Annotated in this window: 24 protein-coding genes and 1 other RNA gene; 22 read left to right on the plus strand and 3 right to left on the minus strand. The window is 54.8% G+C overall.

Annotation, left to right across the window (positions count from 1 at the left end):
* Positions 1-8: 8 nt before the first annotated feature.
* The 6 genes from fbp to ACZ5DH_RS04970 all read left to right on the plus strand — a co-directional run bounded on the left by fbp (position 9) and on the right by ACZ5DH_RS04970 (position 5798).
* Positions 9-1025, plus strand: a complete 1017-nt coding sequence (gene fbp, locus ACZ5DH_RS04945) for a class 1 fructose-bisphosphatase (protein WP_464256026.1) — start codon at positions 9-11, stop codon at positions 1023-1025.
* A gap of 69 nt (positions 1026-1094) precedes the next feature.
* Positions 1095-2150: a tRNA (adenosine(37)-N6)-threonylcarbamoyltransferase complex transferase subunit TsaD gene (tsaD, locus tag ACZ5DH_RS04950; RefSeq protein ID WP_464256027.1), complete on the plus strand. Its 1056-nt coding sequence runs from the start codon at positions 1095-1097 to the stop codon at positions 2148-2150.
* A gap of 177 nt (positions 2151-2327) precedes the next feature.
* A complete protein-coding gene (gene trxA, locus ACZ5DH_RS04955) occupies positions 2328-2651 on the plus strand; it encodes a thioredoxin (protein ID WP_179981628.1) in 324 nt (107 codons plus the stop codon).
* The gene (gene trxB, locus ACZ5DH_RS04960; RefSeq protein ID WP_464256028.1) at positions 2648-3574 is read left to right on the plus strand and encodes a thioredoxin-disulfide reductase; all 927 of its coding nucleotides are present in this window, start codon (positions 2648-2650) and stop codon (positions 3572-3574) included. The genes trxA and trxB overlap by 4 nt, the downstream gene beginning before the upstream one ends.
* Positions 3567-4298 carry an outer membrane protein assembly factor BamD gene (locus ACZ5DH_RS04965; protein WP_464256029.1) on the plus strand — a complete coding sequence of 244 codons (732 nt, stop codon included), beginning with the start codon at positions 3567-3569 and terminating at the stop codon, positions 4296-4298. Before trxB ends, ACZ5DH_RS04965 begins: the two co-directional genes overlap by 8 nt.
* A gap of 51 nt (positions 4299-4349) precedes the next feature.
* Positions 4350-5798, plus strand: coding sequence for a cation diffusion facilitator family transporter (locus ACZ5DH_RS04970; RefSeq protein WP_464256030.1), 1449 nt, complete (start codon positions 4350-4352; stop codon positions 5796-5798).
* Between the two features lie 30 nt (positions 5799-5828).
* On the opposite strand, the gene yihA is transcribed toward ACZ5DH_RS04970, so the two are convergent.
* Entirely contained in the window at positions 5829-6428 is a 600-nt protein-coding gene (gene yihA / locus ACZ5DH_RS04975; protein ID WP_464256031.1) for a ribosome biogenesis GTP-binding protein YihA/YsxC, read from the minus strand.
* 188 nt (positions 6429-6616) lie between these two features.
* On the opposite strand from yihA, the gene efp reads away from it, so the two are divergent.
* The 6 genes from efp (at position 6617) to pgm (ending at position 15557) form a co-directional block, all read left to right on the plus strand.
* Entirely contained in the window at positions 6617-7174 is a 558-nt protein-coding gene (gene efp, locus ACZ5DH_RS04980) for an elongation factor P (RefSeq protein WP_464256032.1), read from the plus strand.
* 90 nt (positions 7175-7264) lie between these two features.
* The gene (locus ACZ5DH_RS04985) at positions 7265-9796 is read left to right on the plus strand and encodes a DNA translocase FtsK (RefSeq protein WP_464256033.1); all 2532 of its coding nucleotides are present in this window, start codon (positions 7265-7267) and stop codon (positions 9794-9796) included.
* A gap of 65 nt (positions 9797-9861) precedes the next feature.
* A complete protein-coding gene (gene lolA / locus ACZ5DH_RS04990; RefSeq protein WP_464256034.1) occupies positions 9862-10539 on the plus strand; it encodes an outer membrane lipoprotein periplasmic chaperone LolA in 678 nt (225 codons plus the stop codon).
* A gap of 319 nt (positions 10540-10858) precedes the next feature.
* The gene (locus tag ACZ5DH_RS04995) at positions 10859-12328 is read left to right on the plus strand and encodes a 30S ribosomal protein S1 (RefSeq protein ID WP_464256035.1); all 1470 of its coding nucleotides are present in this window, start codon (positions 10859-10861) and stop codon (positions 12326-12328) included.
* Positions 12329-12342: 14 nt separating this feature from the next.
* Positions 12343-13773, plus strand: a complete 1431-nt coding sequence (locus tag ACZ5DH_RS05000) for a DegQ family serine endoprotease (RefSeq protein WP_464256036.1) — start codon at positions 12343-12345, stop codon at positions 13771-13773.
* A gap of 140 nt (positions 13774-13913) precedes the next feature.
* Positions 13914-15557: a phosphoglucomutase (alpha-D-glucose-1,6-bisphosphate-dependent) gene (pgm, locus tag ACZ5DH_RS05005; protein WP_464256037.1), complete on the plus strand. Its 1644-nt coding sequence runs from the start codon at positions 13914-13916 to the stop codon at positions 15555-15557.
* 76 nt (positions 15558-15633) lie between these two features.
* On the opposite strand, the gene ACZ5DH_RS05010 is transcribed toward pgm, so the two are convergent.
* Entirely contained in the window at positions 15634-16053 is a 420-nt protein-coding gene (locus tag ACZ5DH_RS05010; RefSeq protein WP_464256038.1) for a DUF4019 domain-containing protein, read from the minus strand.
* Between the two features lie 10 nt (positions 16054-16063).
* Positions 16064-17065 carry a pseudouridine synthase gene (locus ACZ5DH_RS05015; RefSeq protein ID WP_464256039.1) on the minus strand — a complete coding sequence of 334 codons (1002 nt, stop codon included), beginning with the start codon at positions 17063-17065 and terminating at the stop codon, positions 16064-16066.
* Positions 17066-17365: 300 nt separating this feature from the next.
* Between ACZ5DH_RS05015 and rdgC the strand changes: the two genes are divergently transcribed.
* From rdgC to ACZ5DH_RS05065, 10 genes are all read left to right on the plus strand, one after another.
* Positions 17366-17989 carry a recombination-associated protein RdgC gene (gene rdgC / locus ACZ5DH_RS05020; protein ID WP_464256040.1) on the plus strand — a complete coding sequence of 208 codons (624 nt, stop codon included), beginning with the start codon at positions 17366-17368 and terminating at the stop codon, positions 17987-17989.
* A gap of 12 nt (positions 17990-18001) precedes the next feature.
* A complete protein-coding gene (locus ACZ5DH_RS05025; protein WP_464256041.1) occupies positions 18002-18529 on the plus strand; it encodes a hypothetical protein in 528 nt (175 codons plus the stop codon).
* Positions 18530-18539: 10 nt separating this feature from the next.
* A complete protein-coding gene (locus ACZ5DH_RS05030) occupies positions 18540-19571 on the plus strand; it encodes an ABC transporter permease (RefSeq protein WP_464256042.1) in 1032 nt (343 codons plus the stop codon).
* Entirely contained in the window at positions 19571-20407 is an 837-nt protein-coding gene (locus ACZ5DH_RS05035; protein ID WP_464256043.1) for an ABC transporter permease, read from the plus strand. The genes ACZ5DH_RS05030 and ACZ5DH_RS05035 overlap by 1 nt, the downstream gene beginning before the upstream one ends.
* 66 nt (positions 20408-20473) lie before the next feature.
* A complete protein-coding gene (locus tag ACZ5DH_RS05040) occupies positions 20474-22072 on the plus strand; it encodes a DNA repair protein RecN (protein ID WP_464256044.1) in 1599 nt (532 codons plus the stop codon).
* 298 nt (positions 22073-22370) lie between these two features.
* Entirely contained in the window at positions 22371-22904 is a 534-nt protein-coding gene (locus ACZ5DH_RS05045) for a hypothetical protein (RefSeq protein WP_464256045.1), read from the plus strand.
* 48 nt (positions 22905-22952) lie between these two features.
* Positions 22953-23330, plus strand: a transfer-messenger RNA (tmRNA) gene (ssrA, locus tag ACZ5DH_RS05050).
* A gap of 189 nt (positions 23331-23519) precedes the next feature.
* Positions 23520-24725 (plus strand): tyrosine-type recombinase/integrase, encoded by a 1206-nt coding sequence (locus ACZ5DH_RS05055; RefSeq protein WP_092155282.1) that lies wholly within the window; start codon positions 23520-23522, stop codon positions 24723-24725.
* Positions 24726-24843: 118 nt separating this feature from the next.
* Complete coding sequence (locus tag ACZ5DH_RS05060; RefSeq protein WP_092155284.1) at positions 24844-25059, plus strand: helix-turn-helix transcriptional regulator; 216 nt, start codon at positions 24844-24846, stop codon at positions 25057-25059.
* 8 nt (positions 25060-25067) lie between these two features.
* Positions 25068-25787 (plus strand): hypothetical protein, encoded by a 720-nt coding sequence (locus tag ACZ5DH_RS05065; RefSeq protein ID WP_227749068.1) that lies wholly within the window; start codon positions 25068-25070, stop codon positions 25785-25787.
* Positions 25788-26008 lie beyond the last annotated feature (221 nt).

The following is a 26008-nucleotide window of genomic DNA, read 5'->3' on the forward strand; positions in this document are numbered from 1 at the left end:
GAGGCCATATGGCTGACATCACGGTCACGGAACATCTGCTGCTGCACCAAAAGCGCACTCCACAGGCCACCGGACAATTTACCGGATTGCTCTATGATCTCATCCTTTCGGGAAAAAGCATCTCCCGACGTATCAACAAAGCCGGATTGCTTGATATTCTAGGCGGCACCGGAGAAGTTAATGTGCAAGGCGAGAACGTGCAAAAGCTTGACACCATCGCCAACCGCATCATGTTGTACCGGATGGAGCGCTGCGGCGCTTTGTGCGCCATGAGTTCAGAGGAAGAGGCTGAGCTGATCCGCGTCAGCCCGGAATTCCCACGGGGCGATTACATTCTCATCTTTGACCCCCTTGATGGTTCCTCCAATATTGACGTGAATATCAACGTGGGCACCATCTTTTCCATTTTGCGGCGTCCAGAGGGCCATTCGGGCGAAGTGACACTGGATGAAGTGCTGCAACCGGGCCTCAAGCAGGTGGCCGCGGGATATATCCTCTACGGGCCCTCCACCATGCTGGTGCTCAGCACGGGGCAGGGCGTACACGGATTCACGCTTGACCCTGGTGTGGGGGAATTTCTGCTTTCGCATCCCAACATGTGCATTCCCAAACAGGGCTCCATCTATTCCGTCAACGAGGGCAACTGGAAGAATTGGGACGCCCCCGCCCGTGAGGCCGTCAACTGGTTCCACGGGTGTGAAACTTCGGACGGCACGCCGTATTCTTCCCGCTATGTGGGCGCGCTTGTTGCCGATTTTCATCGAACCCTCATTAATGGCGGTATTTACATGTACCCGCCAAACACCCACAAGCCCAATGGCAAGTTGCGTCTTATGTGTGAAGCCGCCCCTCTGGCTTTTCTTGCGGAACAGGCCGGGGGCAAGGCCAGTGACGGCAGGGGGCGCATTCTTGAAAGAGTGCCGGACCGCCTGCACGCACGGACGCCTTTGTTCATCGGCTCGGCCAAGGACGTGGAGGCTGTGGAAAATATTTATGCCCGGCATGCCAACCTGGCTGCTTTCTAGCAAGTTGTCGTGAAGCCGGAGCCGCGCCCGTCATGGCTCCGGCTTTTATTGTAAAAGCGAGATCATATAATGCTTTGCCTTGGAGTTGAAAGCTCCTGTGATGAAACCGCATTAGCCCTGGTGGAAGATGGGCGGCTGCTGCATTCTGTTTTGGCCACACAGGCAGACATGCATGCCCTGTTTGGCGGCGTGGTGCCCGAATTGGCTTCACGTGAACACTATCGCTACATTGGCGCCTTGTTTGACGCATTAATGCGCCGAAGTGGCAAAAAGCCTTCAGATCTTGATCTGGTGGCCGTGGCGCGGGGGCCGGGGTTGCTTGGCAGCCTGCTGGTGGGAGTGGCCTTTGCCAAAGGTCTCGCCCTGGGCTTGGGGGTACGCCTGCTTGGCGTCAACCACCTTCATGCCCACCTGCTTGCGGTCGGGCTTGAGCATCCGCTGGCTTTCCCTGCTTTGGGGCTGCTTGTTTCCGGCGGCCATACCCATCTTTATCGCATGGAAGCACCCTGGAAGTGCGTCACTCTGGGGCGGACGCTGGATGACGCTGCCGGCGAGGCTTTTGACAAGGTGGGCAAAGTGCTTGGCCTGGCGTACCCAGGCGGGCGGCTCATGGACGCTCTGGCGCGTGAAGGCAAGGCTGACGGCATAGCCTTTCCGCGTCCCTACCTTGATAACGACAATCTGGACTTCAGTTTCAGCGGCCTGAAAACGGCAGCCAGCAGCTACATACAGCAGGCGCTTCAACCTGCCACCTGGCCCCGTCCCCTCTGCTCGGTGGACGACGCCCCCCAGGCGCTGAAAGACTGTTGCGCCGCCTTTAACGCGGCGGTTGTGGATACGCTCCGCGTAAAAACAGAACGAGCTCTGGACAGCAATCCGCAACTGGACACCGTGATTCTGGCAGGTGGGGTAGCCTGCAATTCTTTGTTACGCCAGCGCATTGCCAATCTGATGGAAAGCAGGGGAGGCAGAGCGCTTTTTCCGAGTCCGCACCTCTGTACCGATAATGCGGCCATGATTGCCTACGCTGGATGGTTGATTGGAAAAGAAGGATATTTCCATACGTTACAGATGGAAACCATCCCGCGCGGACGAACCGTTCCGGATGATATGCTGCGCTGCTGAAAGTCCGCCAACAACCCGCCAGAAACATGAGATTGTCTTGACAGTCAGGTCGTTGGAAACTACTCTTAGTCAATACAAAGGCCTCGGGTTTTTTCACCCCGGACCCTGGTTTTCCGCATCTGCACGTTGCCTTGGCGGGCATGCAGAGCGACACATAGCAACCGAAGGAGTATAGTAATGGCTGAACAGGTCACTGATGCCACCTTTGAAAGTGTTGTCCTCAAGTCCGATCTGCCGGTTCTGCTTGACTTCTGGGCCCCCTGGTGCGGTCCTTGCCGCGCGGTTGGTCCCATTATTGACGAGCTTTCGACCGAATATGCTGGCAAGGTGCGCATCGTTAAGATGAACGTGGATGAAAATCCCGCTACCCCCACAAAGTTCGGCATCCGGGCTATCCCCACGCTGGTGCTTTTTAAGAATGGCGAAACCATCGAACAGATCACTGGCGCTGTAACCAAGGCCGCCATGAAAGACCTGCTCGACAATAAGGCCTTGGCATGAAATCGTATGATGCCGTTGTGATCGGCGGCGGTCCTGCCGGCGTTACCGCAGCCATGTATCTGGCGCGGTCCGGCTGCAGCGTCCTCTTGCCTGAGCAGCTGACATCCGGTGGTCAACTGCTGCAGACTGAGGCGCTGGAGAACTATCCGGGCTTTCCCAAAGGCATCAAGGGCTACGAGCTTGCAGACCTTTTTACGGAGCATCTCGAAGGTTTGACGGTAGACCGACCCGCCATAATGGTTGAATCCATTTCCGGTTCGGCGGGTCAGTTTACCGTGCATACAGTTGAAGAAGACTATTTGTGCAAAGTGGTGCTTGTGTGTTCTGGCGCCAAACACCGCCAGCTTGGCCTGGAAGGTGAAGACAGGCTGCGCGGGCGAGGCATTTCGTACTGCGCCCTTTGTGATGGCAACTTCTTTCGCAACCAGACAGTGGCTGTGGTTGGCGGCGGTAATGCGGCAATGGAAGAAAGCCTGTATCTTTCCAGGCTGGTAAGCAAACTTCACCTCATTCACAGGCGTGACAGTTTCCGCGGACTCAAGGTTTATCAGGACAGGCTTGAAAGCATGCCCGACAAGATAGACCTTTTACGCAGTTCCGTCATTACCCAGTTGCACGGCGAAGATCATCTGACTGGTCTGACCGTTAAGAATCTCCAGACTGGCCAGGAAAAATTGTTGGCAGTTGACGGGCTTTTTATTTATGTAGGCTTTGCTCCTGTGACAAACTTTTTGCCACAAGGCATTGAGCTTGATGCACAGGGCTTTATTGTGACTGATACGGAAATGCGCACCAATATCCCCGGCATTTTTGCCGCTGGCGACATTCGCTCAAAGCTTTGCCGCCAGGTCATCACTGCCGCCGGCGATGGCGCAACCGCCGCACAAGCGGCATTTGTCTTCCTGGAACAGCTCCATGCATAAAAAACTGCTTCGCTCTATTTTGCTTGCCATGAGCATGCTCATGGTTTCCGGTTGCGGCATTATTGATATGATCTATCTTCCGCCAGCCGAAGACACCGCGCAAGAAATTTTTGAGGCCGCCAACGACGCCATGAGTGAAAAAAATTATGTGCGTGCCGTGGAGCTGTACAACAAACTGCGCGATACGTATCCATTCAGCCCTTATACTATTGATGCAGAGCTGTCATTGGGCGACGCCTACTTCCTCGATGAGGAATACGAGCTTGCCGCTGAAAGCTACAAGGATTTTGAATCCCTGCATCCAAGGCATGAGGCCATACCCTATGTGCTGTATCAGACGGGCATGTCCCTGATGAAGCAGTTCCGCTCTGTTGACCGGGCGACCACCGAGCTTCAGGAAGCCTATGATTACTTCAACAGGCTGCATCAGATGTATCCTGATTCTCCGTATGCCAAGGGCGCCGAAGAGCACATGCTTACCTGCCGCAAGCTTATGGCTGAGCATGAACTCTACATCGCCGATGTCTTCTGGCACATGAAAAAATATGGTCCTGCCTGGCACCGTTACGAATTCATCATAAAGAATTTCCAGGACGTGCCCGAAGTGGCAGAACATGCCAAAGAAAAAAGCCTGGCAGCCTACCACAACTATAAAGAAGAACAGGCTGTAGAAACGCGGCAAAAGCGTCAAGGCTCTTGGCGAGAATGGTTTAAGTGGTTGTAACCAAAATAAAAAAAGCCCCTTCGGGGGCTTTTTTTTACCAGTGGAGTCATCATGGCCGTGCCCCTGGAAGCCAGTACTGAAAAAAATCGCGCAGCGCTTGCATCGCTGTGGGCCGCCTTTGCCCTTACGTCCGTCAAGCTTATTGTTGGCTTGCACACCAACAGCCTCGGCATTTTGTCCGAAGCATTGCACAGCGGCCTGGATCTTCTGGCAGCGGCCATGACTCTGGCGGCGGTACGCATAGCCTCCAAGCCCGCTGATGCGCGTCATCCCTATGGACATGGCAAAATAGAAAATCTTTCTGCCCTGGCCGAAACACTGCTGTTGTTCCTGACGTGCTTCTGGGTTGTGTACGAGGGGGCGCATCGCCTGATGGCTGGTGAAAGTCCTGTGACGCCATCGTTATGGGGCGTTGGCGTTATGGCTCTTTCCATAATTATTGATGTGAACAGGGTGCGCATATTGCGCCGGGTGGCCCAAAAATATAAAAGCCAGGCGCTTGAAGCGGATGCCCTGCATTTTTCGACAGATATCCTGTCTTCGGCCGTGGTGCTGGTAGGGGTTCTCGCGGTATGGGTGGCTTCTGCGCTCAACCTGCCCGGCCCTCTGCACGAAATCCTGGTACAGGCCGACACTGTGGCCGCACTGCTGGTGGCGGCGATAATCTTTCGCGCCAGTGTTCGCATGGCCATGCAGGCTGTCGACACGCTGATGGATTCCGGCTCCACCCGCGAACAGCAGGCCGTCATCGCGGCTGTTACCAAGGTAAAGGGCATCACAGACGTGCGGGATGTGCGCCTGCGCTCCAGCGGCCCCGTCAGCTTTGTCGACCTGACAGTTGGCGTTGAGCCGGGCATAAAGGTGAGTGAAGGCCACCGTCTGGCCCACGAAGCGGAGCAGGCCGTGGCGCGCGTGCTGGAGGGAGCGGATGTGACCGTCCATGTTGAACCCCACAGCGCCGATGCCGACAGACACTGCGATCCTTTTGCGCAGGTGCAGTTTACAGCCTGGAATCACGGCCTTGCAGTGCATAACGTGCATATTCTCCGCGCGGCTGAGGTCTGCCATATAGACCTGCACGTGGAGCTTCCCGGCGACTTGCCTTTTGTTCAGGCCTACGAACGGGTCAAGAATTTTGAAAAAGCCTTGCATGCCGCGATTCCGCAAATGGAGGTGGTGAGCCACCTTGAACCGGAAGGAGCAGCCTGTGCCCTGGCCTATGGAGCATCTGTGTCGTTGTCATACGCGGAAATGGCCTGGCGTGAAATTGAAATCGCCATTGCCAAGGAGCCGCTGGTCACAAACCCGCACAAATTTTCAGTCTACGAATTGCCGGAACAGGGAGTCTGCATCTGCTTTCACTGCGATATTGCTCCGGCACTAACAGTTGAAGAGGCGCATACAGTGTGTATGCGCCTGGAAAAACAATTACGGCTGAGCATTCCGCAACTGGGACGTATTATCATCCATATGGAGCCGGGCGCAAAAGCGGCGGAGTAGAGCATTCGCGCTTTTTTCGCCAGGGGGGTGCTACGGAGCCTTGATGATTGGCGCTTCAACCCCGGCCGCCTGCGCCAGTGCGCGCCATAAGGCATCAATGCCCAATCGGCTACTGGATGAGGTCAGCACGGGACAGATGCCCAGTATATCCTGCCATTCCTTTTGCCGCGCCGAGCGTTCACGCTGATTGCATTTGTCGGCTTTCGTCAGTATGGGCACCAGGGACAGGCGGTTTCTCTGCGCAAACGAGGCAAGATTCAGGTCAAGCTGCTGGGGAGTCAGGCGGCAGTCAAGCAGCAAGGCAAGAGCTTTGAGACTGGCGCACTCAACGAGGTACCGTTCCAGCAGCTTGGCCCACTTTTCGCGTTCACCATGACTGGCCCGGGCATATCCATAGCCTGGCAGGTCCACAAGATAAAAATTCAGCGGTTCCACCAGGTAAAAATTGACAGAGCGGGTTTTACCGGGCGTGGAACTGACCTTGGCCAGCTTTTTTCTGCCAGCCAACGCATTGATAAGAGAAGATTTGCCGACATTGGAACGGCCAGCAAGGGCTATCTGCGCTTCAGGCCGGGCAGTGAGCTGATCCAGTGTATAAGCCGTGCTTTCCAGCGTAAGGCTGACAGCCATAAAAACCTCATGTGATACTTGAGAGTTGAGTATTGACAAGTGCTCAATTTTCGGCAAAAATTTACAGTTCGGAAACGTGATTTCCTTCAAAGCACTTCCGTACAAGGTAGCCGCTCTTGCCCCTGTTGGCAAATGACCGGCCTTAATGCCAGTTTATGCCGGTAAGCGGCGACAAGTAGGAGGTAACTATGTATTCAACCACGGATTTTCGCAAGGGCCTTAAAATTGAAGTAGAAGGCATCCCTTACGAAATTGTGGACTTTCAGCACTTCAAGCCCGGCAAGGGCGGCGCCATGGTACGCACCAAGCTGCGTAACATACTCACTGGCCGCATGCAGGACATCACCTTCCGCTCCGGTGAAAAGGTCGGCAAGCCCGACCTTGAAACCCGCGACATGCAGTTCCTGTATCGCCAGGATGACGAACTCATTTTTATGGATATGACCACATACGAGCAGTTGCAAATGTCCCTCGCAACCACTGACGGCAAAGAGGGTTTTTTGAAAGACGGCCAGGAATGCCGCGTACTGCTTTACAAGGGCAGCCCGCTGGACATTGACATTCCGGTAAGCATGGTGCTGACTGTTGTGGAAACCGAGCCCGGCGCCAAGGGTGACACTGTCAGCAACGTCACCAAACCCGCCAAGCTCGAAACAGGCCTTGTTGTTCAGGTTCCCATTTTTGTTAACGAAGGTGACCGCATTAAAGTGGACACCCGCTCCAAGGAATACCTGGGCCGGGAATAATGACCGGTTCGGGAGGGTAGCCCCACGGACGCCCATAAATTCAGCCGCGAACTTCTTGGCCTTTTTCTGCTCTTCTGGGCGCTGCTGCTTATGCTCAGCCTGCTCAGCTTTGACGCCAATGACCCCAGCCTTAACCATGTGGTCAGTGGATCAGTTGAAGTGCACAACAAGGCTGGCCTTTTTGGCGCGTACACTGCGGGTTTTCTCAACGATGTATTTGGCGTGGCCGCCTTCCTTTGCCCATTGGTTTTTGGCGCACTGGGAGCGGCCTACGTTTCTCCTGCATATGGCATGCACTGGTGGCGCTGGTGCGGCTTCTTTCTGCTGACGATCTGCCTGCTCGTCACTGGCGCTGCATGGGATTTTTCCATCGGCGACGTGTGGGGCGGCGGCATGGTCGGCAGTGCTTTACACCGCAATGCCAGCCTCTACCTCAGCCCTGGCGGCTCAGCCATTGTCTGGATTTTTATTTTTCTTGCCGGACTGCAACTGGCATGGAACATCTCATGGTTCGGTTTGGCCGGCCGGCTGTTTCACGCCTTGCGCCAACGACTTGAAGCCAGGTTGGCCGCCGCTGATGGGGCTACCCCGCCAGAAGCCGCTGGCAAGAACGGAAACAAGGCCGGCAAGTCGGGCTCAGGGCAGTCCGCCCGCCAGCAGGTGCAGCCTGAAATAGTGCAGCATACTCTGACTCCTGTGCAGGAAGAAAAAGCGGCCGCAACATCAAAGTTCAAATTTTCCTGGCCCGATTGGTCGTTTTTGGCCCGATGGCGCGACAAGTTGGGTGATATTCACCCGACTGCTGACTCGTTGCCGGATGTCTATGACGTTGATAGCGAAAAAGTTTCTGCTTCAGGCAGAGCAGCGGCGAACAGCCCCGAACCGGCGGCTCCGTTTGTGCCCGCCAGCCAAGACCATGAGGACGATCCTTTTGCTGTCGCGCAGGATCTGAATGGGCAACCGCTGGTAAAAGGGGCAAGCCGCTCCGGCAAGGCTCCTTCAGCAGCCCAGTCGTCTCGCGCCGAATCTGATACGGATGATTACGGCAGCACGACAGAAGGCACGTCCAGCGAGGCTGCGCCCGCGTCCGGGCCGTCAGCGGCCAAAGACCGACCTGCGGCGTCTCGCCCCCAGGACTCTTCCTCAAAGACCGGGCTTGTGGACAAGGTTACTGCGCCATTTCGTAAAAAAGCGGCAATTCCGCTTCCCGGCCTTGACCTGCTGGCTCCGCCATCGCCTCAGGCAGGCGGACTCAGCCGAGAAGACCTTCAGGCACGAGGGCAGACCCTCATGGCCTGCCTTAATGATTTTGACATTCAAAGCGAACTTGTGCGTATAACCCCCGGGCCGGTGGTTACCATGTTTGAAGTTCGTCCGGCTCCCGGCATTCGCGTGAGCCGTATCGCCAACCTGACCGACGACCTTGCGCTGGCCCTCAAGGCGGTGGCCATTCGCATTCAGGCGCCCATTCCCGGTTCTGACACTGTTGGCATTGAAATCCCCAATGAACAGCGCGAAACCGTAAACTTTCGGGAACTTGCCTCCTGCGAGGCCTTCCGTACCGGCTGCGGCCCCCTGACCATGATTCTTGGCAAGGACATTGCCGGCAAGCCATTTATGGCCGATCTGACCCGCATGCCTCACCTGCTTGTGGCTGGAGCCACAGGCGCGGGAAAAAGCGTATGCCTCAACGGCATCCTCGTCAGTCTGCTCTACCGTACCCAGCCGCAGGACATGCAACTCCTGCTTATCGACCCCAAGCGCATCGAAATGGCTGTTTATGCGGATGAACCTCACCTGGTGCATCCTGTTGTCACGGAAATGAACGAGGCCAAGAACGCTCTGGACTGGGCCGTTCATGAAATGGACCGCCGCTATGCGGCCATGGCGCGTCTTGGCGTACGTAACGTTGCGGGCTTTAATCAAAAGCTTGCCGCCTACAAGGACGATTTACCTCCGGATTTTTCAGACCTGGAGCCTTTGCCCTATCTGGTCATTGTCATTGACGAACTCGCTGACCTCATGATGACGGCCGCCCGCGAGGTGGAAACCAGCATCGTACGCCTGGCGCAACTGGCTCGTGCCGCGGGCATCCACCTGATTCTGGCGACGCAACGGCCAAGCGTGGACGTTGTTACTGGCCTGATCAAGGCGAACTTTCCCTGCCGCATATCCTTTCAGGTGACCTCCAAGCACGACTCGCGCACCATCCTTGATCAGGTGGGGGCCGAACATCTGCTTGGCCGGGGAGACATGCTGTTCAAGCCCAGCGGTGGGCGGCTGCAACGCCTGCACGGCCCCTTCCTGAGTGATGAGGAAGTGCAGGACGTTGTGAACCACTGGAAGCGCCACTTAAGCCCATCCTATAAGGTGGATTTTGCTCAATGGGGGCTGGATGCCGCCATGGGAGGCGCAAACGGCGGTGGTGGCGACGCGGCTCAGGACCCACTGTACGGCGAAGTACAGGTTTTTGTGAGCGAGCAGGGCCGGGCGTCCATATCCCTGGTGCAGCGCCGCTTCAAAATCGGCTTCAACCGGGCGGCGCGTCTGGTTGAGCAGTTGGAACACGACGGCATCATTGGCCCGGCGGACGGCAGCAAGCCCCGCGCAGTCGTAAAATGACAGTAAAAATTCTTACTACAGTTTGTTGCCATGTGGTCAAAGCCCTGGTGGACTGTGGAGGTTGTATGCGTAAGATATGCGCACTGGCGGTCGCCCTGACCCTGACTTTTTCCATAGTTCCGGCTACGCAGGTATTCGCTGCTGATATGGCTGCGGCCATTCAGGCCCGCTACGAAAAAACCGGCTCATTTTCAGCCGACTTTGAACAGACCCTCACACACAAGGAAAGTGGTTCTGTAGAAAAGCGGCAGGGTAAACTGCTGTTCAAAAAACCTCTGCTTATCCGTTGGCAGACTGCCAAGCCCCATGAGGAAACGCTTGTGGTCACTGGCAAGGAAATCTGGAACTACCTGCCGGACGAAGAGATCGCTTACCGCTATCCCCTTACTCTGGTGCAGGATTCACGTAGCATTATTCAGGTGATCACGGGGCAGGCCGCCCTGACCAAAGATTTTGATGTGAAATCCGAGGGCAAGGAAGACGGCCTGGCCAAGCTGCGCCTTTTTCCCAAAGAGCCAGCCCCGCAAATGGTTGAGGCCATTATCTGGGTTGAACCCGATACTGGATATATCAAGAGGGCCAACATACTGGACTTCTATGGCAACGGTAATGAAATTCGCTTCACCAGCTTTGCGCCTGATGTCAACGTAAAGGCCTCGGAATTTTCTTTCACTCCCCCGAAAGGCATCGAAGTTGAAGATCGGATTGAACATGCCGTGCCGGAAAAAGAGCTGTTCCAGTAGCACGCTCCTCATAAAAATTTCGGTCAGCTGCAGCTGACAAGGTCAAGGGCCGTGTCGCATGACCGCGATGCGGCCTTTGGCTACACAAAGCGAATCATCTGTGCATTGCAGGTTGAAACCTGCTCTGCTCCTGGCCGGGCAGCGCCTGCTTATGGCCCGTAGCGGACCGCGACCAACCTGACCCCAAGAAAAAATTTATCAACATAATATAATTGAGCAATTTTATGCCGGAGCAAGCAAAACATCGTTGTTTTCTGCGGCCGTCTGAAGTATAATTGTTAACTTGAGCAAATAAGCCCAGCTTTAAGGAGCAGGAAATATGACCCAGGAAAAGTTCGCGGCCTCCATGCAGGAGGAAGGCGTTGAGGATTTTGCCGCCATGCTGGCAGCCCATGAAACTTCTGGACACCGTCTTCAGACTGGCCAGAAAGTGACAGGCACAGTTATCGCCATTACTGGTGACAGCGTGTTTGTTGACGTGGGCATAAAGGTCGACGGCATTATGGAACGAAAAGACATCCTTGACGCTGAAGGCAAGGAAACCGCGGGCCCCGGAGACACCGTGGAAGCATGGGTAATCGGTGTTTCATCACAAGAAATCCGCCTTTCCCGCTCCATGAGCGGCAGCGGGGTGGCTGCGCTGGAAGAAGCGCGTGACGCGGCATTGCCCGTTGAAGGCCGCATCGCTGGGACCTGCAAGGGCGGTTATACAGTTGAAGTTATGGGTAAAACCGCATTCTGTCCGGGCAGCCAGATTGGTCTTGCCGCTACTGAAGAAGCGGAATCCCTTGTGGGGCGCACCTTGCAGTTCCTCGTTATCAGGGTTGAAAACAGGGGACGCAATATTGTCGTTTCCCGCAGGGCCCTTCTTGACCGCGAACGGCAGGAACAACTTGAAGTATTATTTGAAAAACTCAATGTCGGCGACACCGTTGAAGGCAAAATATCCCGTTTTGCACCTTTTGGCGCTTTTATGGAACTGGATTCTGCTGTTGAAGGCATGATCCATCTTTCGGAGCTTTCCTGGTCGCGCGTGGGCGCTCCGGACGAAGCAGTTTCTCTGGGAGACACTGTGCGCGCCAAGGTTCTCTCCATCAGTAAAAATGACAAAGGGCAGGTGCGCATCTCCCTTTCACGCAAACAGGCCCAAGGTGATCCCTGGCAGGATGTGGACCAGAAGCTTGAGGCCGGGGCCATTGTGCAGGGGCGGGTAGTGCGCTTGGCCCCCTTTGGCGTGTTTGTTGAAATTCTGCCTGGAATTGAAGGTCTGGCGCACATTTCTGAATTGTCGTGGACCAAACGCGTCACAAAACCTGAAGAGATAGTTCAGGTTGGCGACAGTGTCGCCGTAAAAATCAAAGACATCAACAGCGAATCCCGCCGTATTTCACTGAGTTTGCGCGAAGCTGAGGGCGACCCCTGGCAGGACGCCGCCCAGCGCTTTGCCGTAGGATCACTTGTGCAGGGAACGGTCGACGGGCGCAGCCCGCATGGACTCTTCATCGCGCTCGCACCCGGCATTACCGGTCTTTTGCCAGCAGGCGTCATCAAGAACGCCAAAAATTCCGGTCAGTACAGCAAATTGGACAAGGGCGACAGTGTCACCCTAATAGTACAAAATCTCGATACCGCCGCGCGCCGCATCAGCCTGGCCCCTGAAGGCAGCGATGCCTCGGCAACGGCGGACGACAAGGCTTGGAAACAGCACGCCAATATTGGCAGAGCTGCTGAAAACACCGGGATAAACACACTGGCACAAGCTTTGCATAAGGCTATGCAAAACAAGTAACTAGGAGTTTTTCCATGTTCATAAAAAGATGTTTAACAGGGCTGCTGGCCGTTACCTTTGTGGTGACGGCTCAGTTTGCCCAGGCAGTAAACCTGCCGAACTTCAGCGAACTGGCCGCTAAAAGCGGCCCAGCGGTCGTCAATATCAATACTGAAAAAACGACCACCAGTGGTGGCGGCTCTGAGGAGCTTTTCGGAGAGATGTTCCGCAATATGCCCCCAGGCTTTGACAAATTTTTTGATCAGTTTGGCGGCAGGCGCGACGGCAAAAGGCCCCAATCCAAGCAGAAATCGCTTGGCTCGGGTTTTTTGGTGTCGGCTGACGGCTATATAGTCACCAACAACCACGTGGTGGCCGATGCCGATGTCATCCGAGTCACGCTGGACCAGAAGAACGGTAAAAGTGAATCTTTTACGGCCAACCTTATTGGCGCGGATGAAGAAACAGATCTGGCCCTGCTGAAGGTGGATGCAAAAAAAGAACTGCCGTTTCTGGTCTTTGGCAATTCCGATGAGCTTAATGTCGGCGAATGGCTGCTGGCCATTGGCAACCCCTTTGGCCTGGATCACACGGTAACTGCTGGCATTCTTTCTGCCAAAAACCGTAATATCCACGCTGGTCCTTTTGACAACTTCCTTCAGACTGACGCCTCCATCAATCCCGGCAACAGTGGCGGCCCGCTGCTGAACATGCAGGGACAGGTGGTAGGCATCAATACGGCCATTATTGCCAGCGGGCAGGGCATTGGCTTTGCCATCCCCAGCAACATGGCCGCCAAAATCATCGACCAGATCAAGAGCGGCAAAAAGGTCAGCCGTGGCTGGATCGGCGTGACCATTCAGGATGTTGAAGAAAACGCGGCCAAGGCTTTGGGCATGAAGGACGCCAAGGGCGCTCTTATCGGCAGCGTTATGGAAAATGAGCCGGCAGCCAAGGGCGGCATGAAGGACGGCGACGTAATCGTGGCCGTGGACGGCAAGGATATTGATGACGCTTCAGCACTACTGCGCGCCATTGCCGAAAAAGTTCCCGGCAGTCAGGCCGTCATCAAGGTCTGGCGTGACGGCAAGACCATGGACCTTACGGTCACCTTGGGCGAACGCCAGTCCGCTTCCCAGGCTGCTGCCGGAAGCAAGGGTGAAGCCAAGCAAAGCGAAGGGTTGCTCGGCATTTCGGTGCGTCCTCTCAATGACGCCGAACGTCGTGATATGAAGATCGACAAGAACGAAGGTCTGCTCATCGTTGATGTGGCTGCCAACAAGCCTGCCGCCGAGGCTGACCTGCGCCCCGGAGACGTAATTCTCAAGGCGAACCTGAAGCCTGTGAACACGTCTGCGGCGCTGTCAAAAATTGTGAACGAGGAGGGAGTCAAGCGCGGAGCCATCATGCTGCAAATTTCGCGGCGTGGTGATGTTGCCTTCCGCACTGTGCCTCTCGGTAAATAGGGACGGCATTACGCCAACCCCTGATTTTGGGGTCGCCCCGCAACGGGGCGACCCCTTTTTTACGCCTGTATTTCCGCGTGCCTGGCGCGTGACAAGCACTAATCCACTATGCTAATTTGTAAAAACAGTGGAGGTACGTCATGCCTGTAGTTCATGCCAGGGCCGGAGAATTCCCTACGCCGGAAGACCTTGAAAATATTCCTGTTCTAGTCAGCGCCTATTTTACTGAATTTCCCAATCCCGCCGTTCCGGCGCAGCGGGTGTCGTTTGGCACATCCGGGCATCGCGGCTCTTCGCTGCTGCAAACCTTTAATGAAGAGCATATCTATGCCATCACCCAGGCCGTATGCGACTACCGCAAGGCCAATGGCATTGACGGGCCGCTCTTTTTGGGTGGCGACACCCATGCCCTGTCAGAGGCGGCCTTTCGTTCTGCTCTTGAGGTTCTGGTGGCCAATGACGTGCATGTCTGCGTTGCTCCCGCCGGGATGTACACAGCGACCCCGGCTATCTCGCACGCCATCCTGAGCTGGAATGCCGGGCGCACTACGGCTCTGGCGGACGGCATCGTCATCACTCCTTCACATAACCCCCCTCGTGACGGCGGCTTCAAATATAATCCACCTCACGGCGGTCCGGCAGAAACACATGTTACCGATCTGATTGAAAAAAGCGCCAATGCGTATCTTGAAAAAGGTAATCGTGGCGTGCAGCTGACCCATTTACGCGCAGCGCTCAGCTCTCCGCAGGTAACAGAATACGACTTCATTGGCGCCTATGTCGAAGATCTGAGCAAAGTTCTGGATATGAAGGCCATTGCGGCATCAGGGTTGCGCCTTGGCGTGGACCCGCTGGGTGGGGCGAGCCTGCAAATGTGGGAGCCCATAGCTGAGACCTATGGCATTGAAATTACTGTAGTCAACAAAACGGTAGACCCTACATTCCGTTTTGTGCCTTTTGACAAAGACGGAAAAATCCGCATGGACTGTTCATCGCCCTATGCCATGAACGGCCTTTTGCACATGCGTGACCGTTTTGACCTGGCCGTGGCCTGCGATCCCGATTCAGACCGCCATGGCATTGTCACCCGTCAGGAACTTATGAACCCCAACCATTTTTTGTCAGTAGCCGCCTGGTACCTGTTCCGTACGCGCAAAGCCTGGCCCGCTGATGCCGGCATTGGCAAAACCCTTGTCACCAGCGCCCTGTTGGACAGGGTGGGGCAGGACATGAAGCGCCCGGTGGTGGAAGTGCCCGTGGGATTCAAATGGTTTGTACCATATCTTTTGAACGGCCGTTGCGGACTGGGGTGTGAAGAAAGCGCAGGGGCGTCTTTCCTGTGCTTTGACGGCAGCCCCTGGAGCACTGACAAGGATGGCCCTCTCATGTGTCTGCTGGCTGCCGAGATGATGGCAGTTGAGCAGGCGTCACCCAGCGAGTTGTATGAAAAACTCACCGCGCGGCTGGGTAGCCCCGTGTACCAGCGGCTGGATGCCCCGGCGGATGATCAGGTGCGTGCCAAGCTCAAGGCGCTGACACCGGAAAGCGTGGACATGAAAGAACTTGGTGGTTCGCCGGTTACAGAGGTCATCACCAGGGCGCCAGGCAACGACGCGCCCATAGGCGGCGTAAAGGTTTCCAGCGCTGACGGCTGGTTTGCGGTGCGCCCCTCCGGAACCGAACCCATTTGTAAGGTGTATACTGAAAGCTTTAAGGGTAAGGAGCACTTGTGCGACATGCAAAAGGACGCCATCGAGTTTCTGGATCGACTGCTCAAATCCTAAACTGAAGCAGCGGGGATCTTAGGGTAAATATTTCCTGTCCGGCTCCGTAAGGAGCCGGAATTTTTTCAAAAAAACTCTACTTGATAAAGTAGCCTATGGTGCGCCAGATGCCATCGTTTTCTTTTTGCATCAGCAAGGCTTCCACGGCGTTTTTTTTGTGCGCGAAGTCAGTTTGAAAACGAAAAATGGCATATTCCCCATCAGGAACGCCAGGCAGAGTCGCAGTTGTTTCTGAAGACGACACCTTTCTGCTTATGACATCACCAAGGGGGCGCCGAGTTTTAGGCAGGGTCTTTTCCCATTCCTTCAACTCGATGCCAGCCTTGAAGACCTCGGCTGCCTGATCCCACGTGGCCTGAGCATCGCCTTTGTCGGCCAGAGCAAGCCAGGCGTTTGCCGCTTCCATTGCCTTGTCTGGCGCGCCTGCGCCAAAAGCAGGCGAAGTGTTGACGCATATGGCAAAAGCAATCAAAGAGCACAACATAAGCTTCAGCATTACAGTCCCTCTATATATCAACGCTTTTTTTCAATGCTGTGACTTCAGCTGTGGTCAGGTGCCGTGCCGCCCCCGGAGCAAGCCGCCCCAGTTCCAGCGGCCCCTGTGCAATGCGTTTCAGGCGCAAAATGGTCAGCCCAAAATCACGACACATGCGGCGAATCTGGCGATTGATCCCCTGATGCAGAACCATGCGCATCAGGGTGCCATTTTCAAGATGGCGGGCGTCCACTTCCACAGGCATGAGTTTCTCACCTTCAGCCAGCGCCATACCGCGACGCATGGCAGTCAAAGCCGCACCGGGCACAGCCCCACGCACAAAAACTTCATAGATTTTTGGCTGATGATGCCGCGGGTGCGTAAGGCGCTGAGCAAGCTGGCCATCATTAGTCAGCAGCAGTAATCCTTCCGAAAAGTAATCAAGACGTCCGACAGGGTAGAGGCGAAGCTTGCGCGCGTCTTGCGGCAGATAGTCCATAACAGTCGGGCGGCCCTCGGGGTCACTGACGGTACAAACCACCTGCACAGGCTTGTAAAGCATAAGATAACAAAAATTTTGCGCACCTGTGAGCAATCGGCCATCAACGGCAATGGCATCGTGCGGCTGTACCTGACGGCCGGGGTTGATCTCGGGCACGCCATTAACAGCAACACGGCCAGCAAGAATAAATTCATCAGCTTTCCGGCGTGAGCACAGCCCGGAGGCAGCAATGGCTTTGTTTAAACGCACAGAGCTTTCAGTGCCGGAATCAGAACTGGATTCAGATTCGCGCGCGGGCTGTGGTTTGCCGGTAGCTTTTCCGCCTGTTGCTCGGTCATGGGCAACAGGTTTGGGTTGCAAAGATGTTTTGCCGGCCATTGGGGATGGTTCAGTAGCGAAATCTTTTATGTCAGTGCGCGTGGTACGCGAAAAATCTTTATGAGCTCCAGATGCTGGGCGTTTTTTATCCGGCTGTTGCGAGCGATTGTGAGATGCCACCGTCTTCTCCTTACAGTAAATGCTGTAACGCATGGTGCAAGGAGAGGGGGGAGAGGTCAAGGGCTGATCCGCATCCAATGGAGCTTTTTTATACAAAAGTTTACATAATTATCATTATGGGACATTATTGTGAACAGGTGTGAGAGCGTTTTAATCCACGGACCCCCGCCGTTTCAGGTCTCAGATCGCACAGCCAGAACCACCAATCCCCCAATCAGATAAAGGCCGATGCTTTTAACCACATATGGCAGACTTGCTCACAAGGCGGCTCTGACGTACAACACAAACCAGCGCCAACCAATATTCGGCGATGTTTCCAATCAAGGAGTTTTCATGGGCTTTGCCAACAGCGCGTGCAGCTTTACCCGCTTTCGCATACTTGATCCGGTCCCCAACGAACTATGGGCACAGATCCCCGACAAGCTGAAGCAATTCGCCTTTCGGGATATTGACGATATTCCTGAAATGCAGTCCCAGGGCTGGGTCTGCTATGAAGACATGCTGGATACCGAATGGGCCGCAGCGCCGCCGCAAAAAGGCGCGTATATTGTTTTTTCCCTGCGCCTTGATATCCGGCGCATCCCTGCGGGCGTTGTCAAAAAGCATCTGGCCGTGGCCCTGCGCGACGAGAAAAACCGCATGCACGAACAGGGAAAGACCTTCATTTCGCGTGAACGCAAAAAGGAACTCAAGGAACAGGTAATGCTCCGCCTGAGGATGCGCTTTTTGCCCATCCCCAGTGAGTTCAATGTGCTCTGGTCCATCGACAGAAATGAGATATGGTTTGCTTCCACCCAGAGCAAGATGATCGACCTTTTTATTGAGGAATTTCTTAAAACCTTTGAACTTAAGCTTGAACAGTTGACGCCCTACAATCTGGCGGATGCCATGCTTGATGAGGAAAGCCTTACGCGGCTTGATCAGCTTGAAGCCACACAATTTGCCCCCCTGTCTTAGCGGAGCCAGTACATGAGTATGCCCTATCTTGGAGAATCCACCGACATTGTTCTTGGTCAAGAATTTCTGACATGGCTCTGGTACCAGAGCGATACGGCTCCTGGCGCGTTCACTGACAAGGAAGGAGCCCCCTTTTCCGTCTCAATGGAACAGAGAATTGTGGTCCAGGGTGGAGAAGGCGATGCCCGCGAAACCGCCTCGGTTTCCGGTTCGCTCTCTCCCCTGCGCGAGGCGCGCTTTGGCCTTGGCACCGGCAAAAAAGTCAGTCGCGCACTGATTCGTCTTGAAAAAGAAGAACTGGCATTTCAGGTATCACTTAAAGCAGAAGATTTTTGCCTTAACAGCCTGAAAACCCCCAAGCTCGACAAGGGCGACAGCGATGACGATCCTGATGCCCTGCTGCTTGAAAAGTTTTACCTTATGGAAGTATGCACCAACCTTCTCGACGCGCTGTACGCCCGCTTTCTTGATCTGCGGCTTTCCTCCCAATGGCAGAGCGAAGTGGAAGACATGCGCCAGTGGATGACCCGTACCGAATAGAGAGCCGCCCATGCCTCCCCTGCCCTCACATAACCGCCGCGCCAGACTGGCCGACATAACAGCTGGCATCCTGCGCAAAACGCTTTGGATGCTTCTGGTGTTATGGGGCATTACGCTTATCAGCTTCTGGGTCATACACCTGGCTCCGGGTTCCCCCACGGATATGGAAACCACCCTTAACCCCCTGGCTGGTGAAGCCGCCCGGCAAAGGCTTGAGGTTCTGTACGGCCTCGACCGCCCCATCTATGTGCAATACTGGGACTGGCTGTTGCGCCTGCTGCATTTTGATTTCGGCAACTCCATGTCGGCGGATTCCCGCCCGGTGCTGACAAAGATTATGGAACGTCTGCCCCTCACCGTGGGCATGAACGTTACGGCAATGCTTCTTACCCTGCTTATTGCCATTCCTGTCGGCATAGCCTCGGCGTGCCGCCAGAACTCGCTTTTTGACCGTTCCGTCACTGTTCTTGTTTTTTTGGGTTTTGCCATGCCGTCCTTTTGGCTGGCTCTGCTGCTCATGATGTTTTTCGGCATCGAGTTGCAGTGGCTGCCCATTTCGGGCCTGACATCCATGAACTATGAACAGTTGAGCTTGTGGGGAAAATTTTGCGATCTGGCCAAACATCTGGCCTTGCCCATTCTCGTGTACACTGTTGGCGGCCTTGCCAGCATGTCGCGCTACATGCGTGCCTGCATGCTTGAAGTTCTGCGTCAGGATTACATACTCACGGCCAGGGCAAAAGGGCTGAGCGAAGGAACCATCATCAGGCGACACGCGCTGCGTAACGCCCTGCTGCCCGTCATCACGCTTCTTGGGCTTTCCGTGCCCGGCCTCATTGGCGGCAGCGTCATCATTGAATCGATTTTTGCCTTGCCGGGCCTTGGCCAGCTTTTTTACGCCGCAGTCATGGCCCGTGACTATACAATGATAATGGGCAATCTTGTTCTGGGAGCGGTACTCACCCTGTTTGGCAACCTGCTTGCTGATGTGTGCTACGGCCTGGCTGACCCGCGCATCAGAAACGCAAAGGATGATGCCTGATGTTGCCCAACGCCCTCAAAAAACTGCTTGGCCGCCATATCATGCTGCTGCTCGGCCTTTTTATCGTTTTGAGCATGTCCCTGGCGGCCCTGCTTGCCCCAGCCATTGCCCCCTACCACCCGGACACGCTGCACCTTGACCATATCCTAGATCCGCCCTCCTCGCTTTTCTGGCTTGGAACCGACAGACTTGGGCGCGACGTTTTTTCCCGCCTGCTTTATGGCGGGCGCATCTCGCTTTGGGTCGGTTTTGTGGCTGTGGGCATATCCATCAGCATTGGCACCACGTTGGGGCTCATCAGCGGCTATTTCAGGCGATGGGTGGATGAAGTCATCATGCGCGCTGTCGACGTGATGCTTTGTTTTCCTTCATTTTTTCTTATTCTGGCTGTCATTGCTTTTCTGGAACCGGACCTTACCAATATTATGATAGTCATCGGGCTCACCTCGTGGATGGGCGTGACGCGACTTGTGCGCGCTGAGACCCTCAGCTTGCGTGAACGCGAATTTGTTGACGCTGCGCGTCTTGCGGGCACGCCAACAAGCAAAATTCTTATTCGTCATATTTTGCCCAACGCCCTGGCCCCTGTGCTTATTACCGCCACATTGGGCGTTGCCGGGGCCATTCTGGTCGAATCGAGCCTGAGCTTTCTCGGACTTGGCGTCCAGCCTCCAACCGCCAGCTGGGGTAATATGCTTATGGAAGGAAAAGCTGTGATCGAAAGCGCCCCCTGGCTGTCTGTCTATCCCGGTCTGGCTATCCTCATAACTGTGCTTGGCTACAACCTGCTTGGCGAAAGCCTGAGAGATATTTTTGACCCCCGGCTGCGGCGCTGATACACTGCGTAAGACCAGAAACTTCAAGTTAAAGATTAACTTTAAATCATCGATGGCGTAAATAATATGCTGGAATACCTGCGCATCCGCAATCTCGCCCTCATCGAAGATATGCAGCTGGAGTTCGAACCGGGCATGAACGTGCTTACCGGTGAAACCGGAGCCGGCAAGAGCTTTATTCTTAAAGCCCTTGGCTTTTTGCTTGGCGACAGACTCTCCGCGGATATGGTGCGCGCAGGAACAGAACGCGCCCAGGTTGAGGCCCTTTTCACCCTTGACGACGAAGACATGGTCCTGCGCCGCGAGATTCTGGCAGAAAGCGGACGTAGCCGGTTGTACATCAATGACGAACTGCGTTCGCAGGACAGCCTGCGTGATTTGCGCCCTCGTCTCGTGGCGCACACAAGTCAGCATGCGCAGCAAAAACTTTTACAGCCCGCGTTTCAGGCGCGTCTTCTTGAAAATGGCCTTGCCAAACCTGAACTCTTGCGTGAACGGGACGCTCTGCTCGCCCGCCTGAATGAAACCTCGGCACAACGCAAGGCGCTGCTGGAGCGTCAGGCCGGGCTGGCTGAAAAGCGCGAACTGCTTGAAATGCAGCAGCAGGAAATCGACAAAGTTGCCCCGGAGGAAGGTGAAGAGGAGCGGCTGGAAGAAATAGGAGCCAAGGCCCGCTCCCTTGAGCACGTGCGAGAAAATTATGAGCAGGCTCTGGCCCTTTTGCACGGCGATGACACCGAGGGCCTGCTGGACATGCTCAGTCATTTTGAAAAAGTGCTCACACGCATGGCCCGGGATGACGATGGCCTGCGAAGCGACGCGGATGCCGTTACCGCGCTTCGCCAGCAGTTGTTCCACCTGGGCGGCCGTCTGCGCCGCCCCCCGCAAATGGAAGACCTGCCCGATATGGATCAGGTTGAAGAGCGACTTTTTGCCCTGGCCCAACTCAAGCGCAAGCTGCATCGCACATTGCCGCAAATACTGTCCCTGCGTGAAGAAATCGTCGAAAATCTTTCATTTCTCGATATTTGTGCGCTTGATCTTGCCCGCCTTGGCAGGGAAGAAGAAGCGCTGGCAGAGCAGCTTGCCGGCATTGTTGCGCAAATCCTTCCTCTGCGCCGTAGCGCGGCAATAAACATGGCAACCGCACTTGAAGAAGAGCTGCGTCAACTGGGCTTTTCAGAGCAGGTGCGCGTCATTCCTCATTTTGAACAACATGAAATCTGGCCTGGCATTATGGATGAGCGCGGGCGCATCCTGTGGGCGCCCAACCCTGGCCAACCCCCGCAACCTCTGGATAAAATAGCCTCGGGCGGCGAGCTTTCGCGCTTTCTGCTGGCTCTGGCCAGCGTACGACAAGATGAAGAAAGCGCCATTTTTATTTTTGACGAAGTTGACGCCGGCGTTGGCGGACTCACACTCAACAAGCTGGCTGAAAAGCTCTACGCACTGGCAAGCAGTCGCCAGATGCTTCTTATAACGCATTGGCCGCAGCTCGCGGCCAGGGCACGCAAGCATTTTCAGATCAGCAAAACCATACGGGACAACGCCACCTTCACACTCTGCCTGCCACTGGACAAGGCGGCGCGCCATGAAGAGCTGGCCCGCATGGCCGGTGGCGGCGCACAGGGCGAGGCCGTGGCCCGCAGCCTTGAGGCGCAATAACCGACATCCATGTCCCATGTTGCCTGTATTCCGCAAAGACTGAGCGTTGTCGGAAGATTTTGCCGCTGTTCTTTGCAGTTCAAAAGCGCTCATTTTTTGGCGCTCTGCTCTGCCCCCTTCCCCCCTTTTTCAGTAATGATATCTCAACGACAGATTGTACTTTGAAGATATTCTTAATATTTTCTAGAATATTTTCTGACAGTGGTTATTTCTGGTCGGTATGGCACCCATCTTGCTTTATATCTGACACTGTGACTTTACACGGAAAAAATGACCATAAGCATATGCGGGGTAGCCTGTGACACCTGAAAGCCAAAACCAGATTAACAGCATGCTCCACGTGCAGTCCGGCAAAATTTCATCCAATCAGCACCTTGGGATGTGCGAAGACTCACCCCTGGCTGCTCTTGATGAGGCAACCCTGCAAATCCTGCGTGAGCTTGAACGCTCGGGAGACAGCCTTGTTGAGGCGCTGGAAGCCCGGCTTGAGATCATGCAGGAAGCCTTTATGGCGCAGATCCGCAATCAGGTTGAACAAGTTGGCCTGAAGCTTGAAAGTCGGCTGCTGCTGTACCTGTCTCCTGCGGGAAAACTTGTGGTGGAAGGCAAGGATGCGGATGCTGAAGGACTGTGTCGCATTATCGAACAACAACCCAGCCTGCAGCGGCTCTTTCAGCAAATGGCTCAAGCGGCCCTGCTTTCCCACGGTCTTGCCGTGGCTTCACAGGCCCAGCAAGCGCTTGCAGCGCAGGACGAAACACTGGAAGCCCCCCTGTTCAGCCGATACCATATGTGCCTCAAAGGGCCGCTTTCACATTTCTATATCCGCTGAGCTTGCCAATTGGGCATAACAGTCCTATATTCCTTTTCCACCATATATGGGGGCGCACTGGTTTCGACGGGGACGTGGAAGCCTTAGCGGCAGGTCGAGGCGCCGCTGGCCTCGTAAAAAGCGGCACAAAAGTAATTGCCAACAACGATTACGACTACGCTTACGCTGCCTAATAACAGCGAGGCAACGACCGTTTAACGGTCACGTCGTCCAGGGCCACGCCTGATAACCCTGGACGGCGACACTTATCAGGCTGGCGGAGACCGGAGCTCACCGGGGTTTTCCGCGAGGAGGTTACCGGCGAGATTGCTGCGTTGCGCCTGTTCAGGGGCCAACAGCGTGGTGAAATCTATTCCTGAACTAAACCTGTAGATGCTTCGAGTGGAATGTTCTCGGACGGGGGTTCGATTCCCCCCGCCTCCACCATTATAAACTTTTTTTACTGTCCAAGTCAGTCCAAAGAAGGCCGTAAATCCTAATAACACAAAGGATTTATGGCCTTTTTGGTGTCCTTGGAAGTCCGTGAACATCCGTTGTCATCAAACACGAATGGGGGTAAAAATGGGGGTAAATTGAAAGCGCGAGAAAGTTTTACCCCCAACTTCGGAGGCCATTATGCCCTTGTCAGACGCCAAAATCCGGGCTTTACCCCCAACAGATAAAAATCTGAAACTTTTTGACGGCGGCGGATTGTATCTTGCCGTCTCCCCTGCTGGCGGGAAAACATGGAGGCTCAAGTACCGCTTTGGGGGTAAAGAACAAACACTGACCATAGGACGTTACCCCCAGATTGGCTTGAAAGAGGCGCGGGAGAAAGCGCAGAAGGCGAAAGCATCCCTTGAGCAAGGGATTGACCCCGGCCAGATGAAGAAAGCCGTGGCGGCAGCCCAGACAGGCGGCGGGGATTCTTTCGAGGCCATTGCCCGTGAATGGTTCGAGCGCAATAAAAGCAAGTGGACGCCCAAGCACGGGGAACGAGTGCTGTTACGCCTTGAGCAGAATATGTTCCCATATATCGGTAAAATTCATATCGGCATTCTGACCGCGCCTCAAATCCTGTTGTCGCTCCGCAAAATTGAGGAGCGCGGCGCGATTGAAACGGCGCATCGCGTTCTTCAGGAGTGCGGTTGCGTATGCCGGTACGCCGTGGCCACCGGACGGGCCGAGCGAGACGCCACGGCCGACCTCAAAGGCGCGTTGGCCCCGGCCATATCAAAAAACATGCCCGCCATCGTCACCCCCTCCGAAGTCGGGGGGCTCCTCCGCTCTCTGGAAGGCTATACGGGTTCCGAAGTCGTCAAAGCCGCCCTTCGTCTTGCCCCTCTCGTATTTGTGCGGCCCGGAGAACTCAGGCAAGCGGAATGGACGGAGTTTGACCTTGCCGGGAAGATTTGGATAATCCCCCCCGAAAAAATGAAAATGCGGCGGGAACATCGTGTTCCCCTTGCCAGCCAGAGTATGAGCATTCTTGAAGCCTTGTTTCCTCTCACTGGACGCGGCCGCTTCCTCTTTCCGAGCATGAGAAGCGCGGCCCGTCCCATGTCGGACAACACGGTCAACGCCGCTCTCCGCCGTTTGGGCTATGCTCAGGGCGAAATGTGCGGACACGGTTTTCGGGCTATGGCCTCGACGCTTCTCAATGAACGCGGGTGGGCTCCTGATGTTATAGAAGCCCAATTGGCTCATGTGGATGGAAACAGCGTTCGCCGCGCGTATAATCGCGCACTGTATTGGGAAGAGCGTGTGAAAATGATGCAGGAATGGGCGGATTATCTGGATGAATTGCGGGAAAACACTGGGGCACAGGACAGTAACAGATAAAAATCGTCATATAGACTATAAAAAAATGTTTTTTGCTGAAAACAGGAAGTAATTTCCTCACGTTTCGCAAAAAGACCGTGCTACACCTCCGTAAACACTATTTTACGGAGGTGTTTTTATGTCTACAGTAATCCCTCATACTGGATTTATGCGGCTCTGGCAGGTGCTTGAAGTGGTTCCCATCAGTAAAAGCGCATGGTGGGAAGGCTGCAAGACTGGCCGCTTTCCAAAACCCGTAAAACTTGGCCCCCGCACAACCGCATGGAAGGCCGAGGACATTGCCGCTCTGGTGAAGAAGTTGAGCGATCCCGAATACGCCGCCGAGGATAGATAGGCCCCGCCGTGCGTTGGATTAAACATCCAAGCACTTTTTCGCGCCACGCCGCCATGCTGGAACTGAGGGACATACTCGGTCCGGCAGGGTACGGCGCGGCGTGGCTTTTGCTGGAACGCATAGCGGAAGCGTGGGACGGCAACGGGGAGCCGGAATTATGCCTTTCCTTGCAGGAATGGAAATATGTATGCGGTGTTTCAAGTCAGAAATTTCAAAAACTGATCGAAATTCTACAACAGCACACAATTATTCAGACAGAAAATGTGCGGTTCCGGCTACTGGTAAAAGCATCTATCCTTTTGCAATTACAAGATGAATGGACAAGGAGAGTGCGCCAAAACTCCAAAGTGACTCCTGAGCTGGTCGGGAGTCACTTTGGAGCACAGACAGAGACAGATAACAGAAGAAAAAAAGACAAAAATACACCGCCGGGAGCGAGTCTGTCCTACCAAGTGGCGGGCGTGTTTCGTCGGCATGGGATCATGCCGGGGTCAGACAGGGCGCGGCATATTGTAAGCCACCTGGAGGACAGACAGCCGCAGAATCCGGGCGGTTATCTGGAAAGTATTCTGCAACGGAAACCGGATTTTGATCCCATGCCCCAAGCCTATGAAGACGGCACAATAAACAACAGACAACAAGGGCCGACAGCTACCGGGGATATTTTGCGCCGCATGGGAATGGTCCAGCCGCCGAGGACTGACAGCGGCGACCATGAAGACGGGTGATTTCATTTCCCGGCCGCTTTTTCTGTTTTCACAGAATAATATTCCATGATGATGCAAAGTACATCATTTGAACTCTTACTATAGTTATTATCACTCTCTAATATGCCGAATGAAACTGTCATATCGCATAATAAAAGAAGGGAAATTGCGCCGTTCTATATCTCACGGCATCTTTCCTTGTGCTATGCTGTATCCGCTTTGGAGGGCAGGACAAGGGAAGT

The organism is Desulfovibrio simplex (assembly GCF_055387835.1).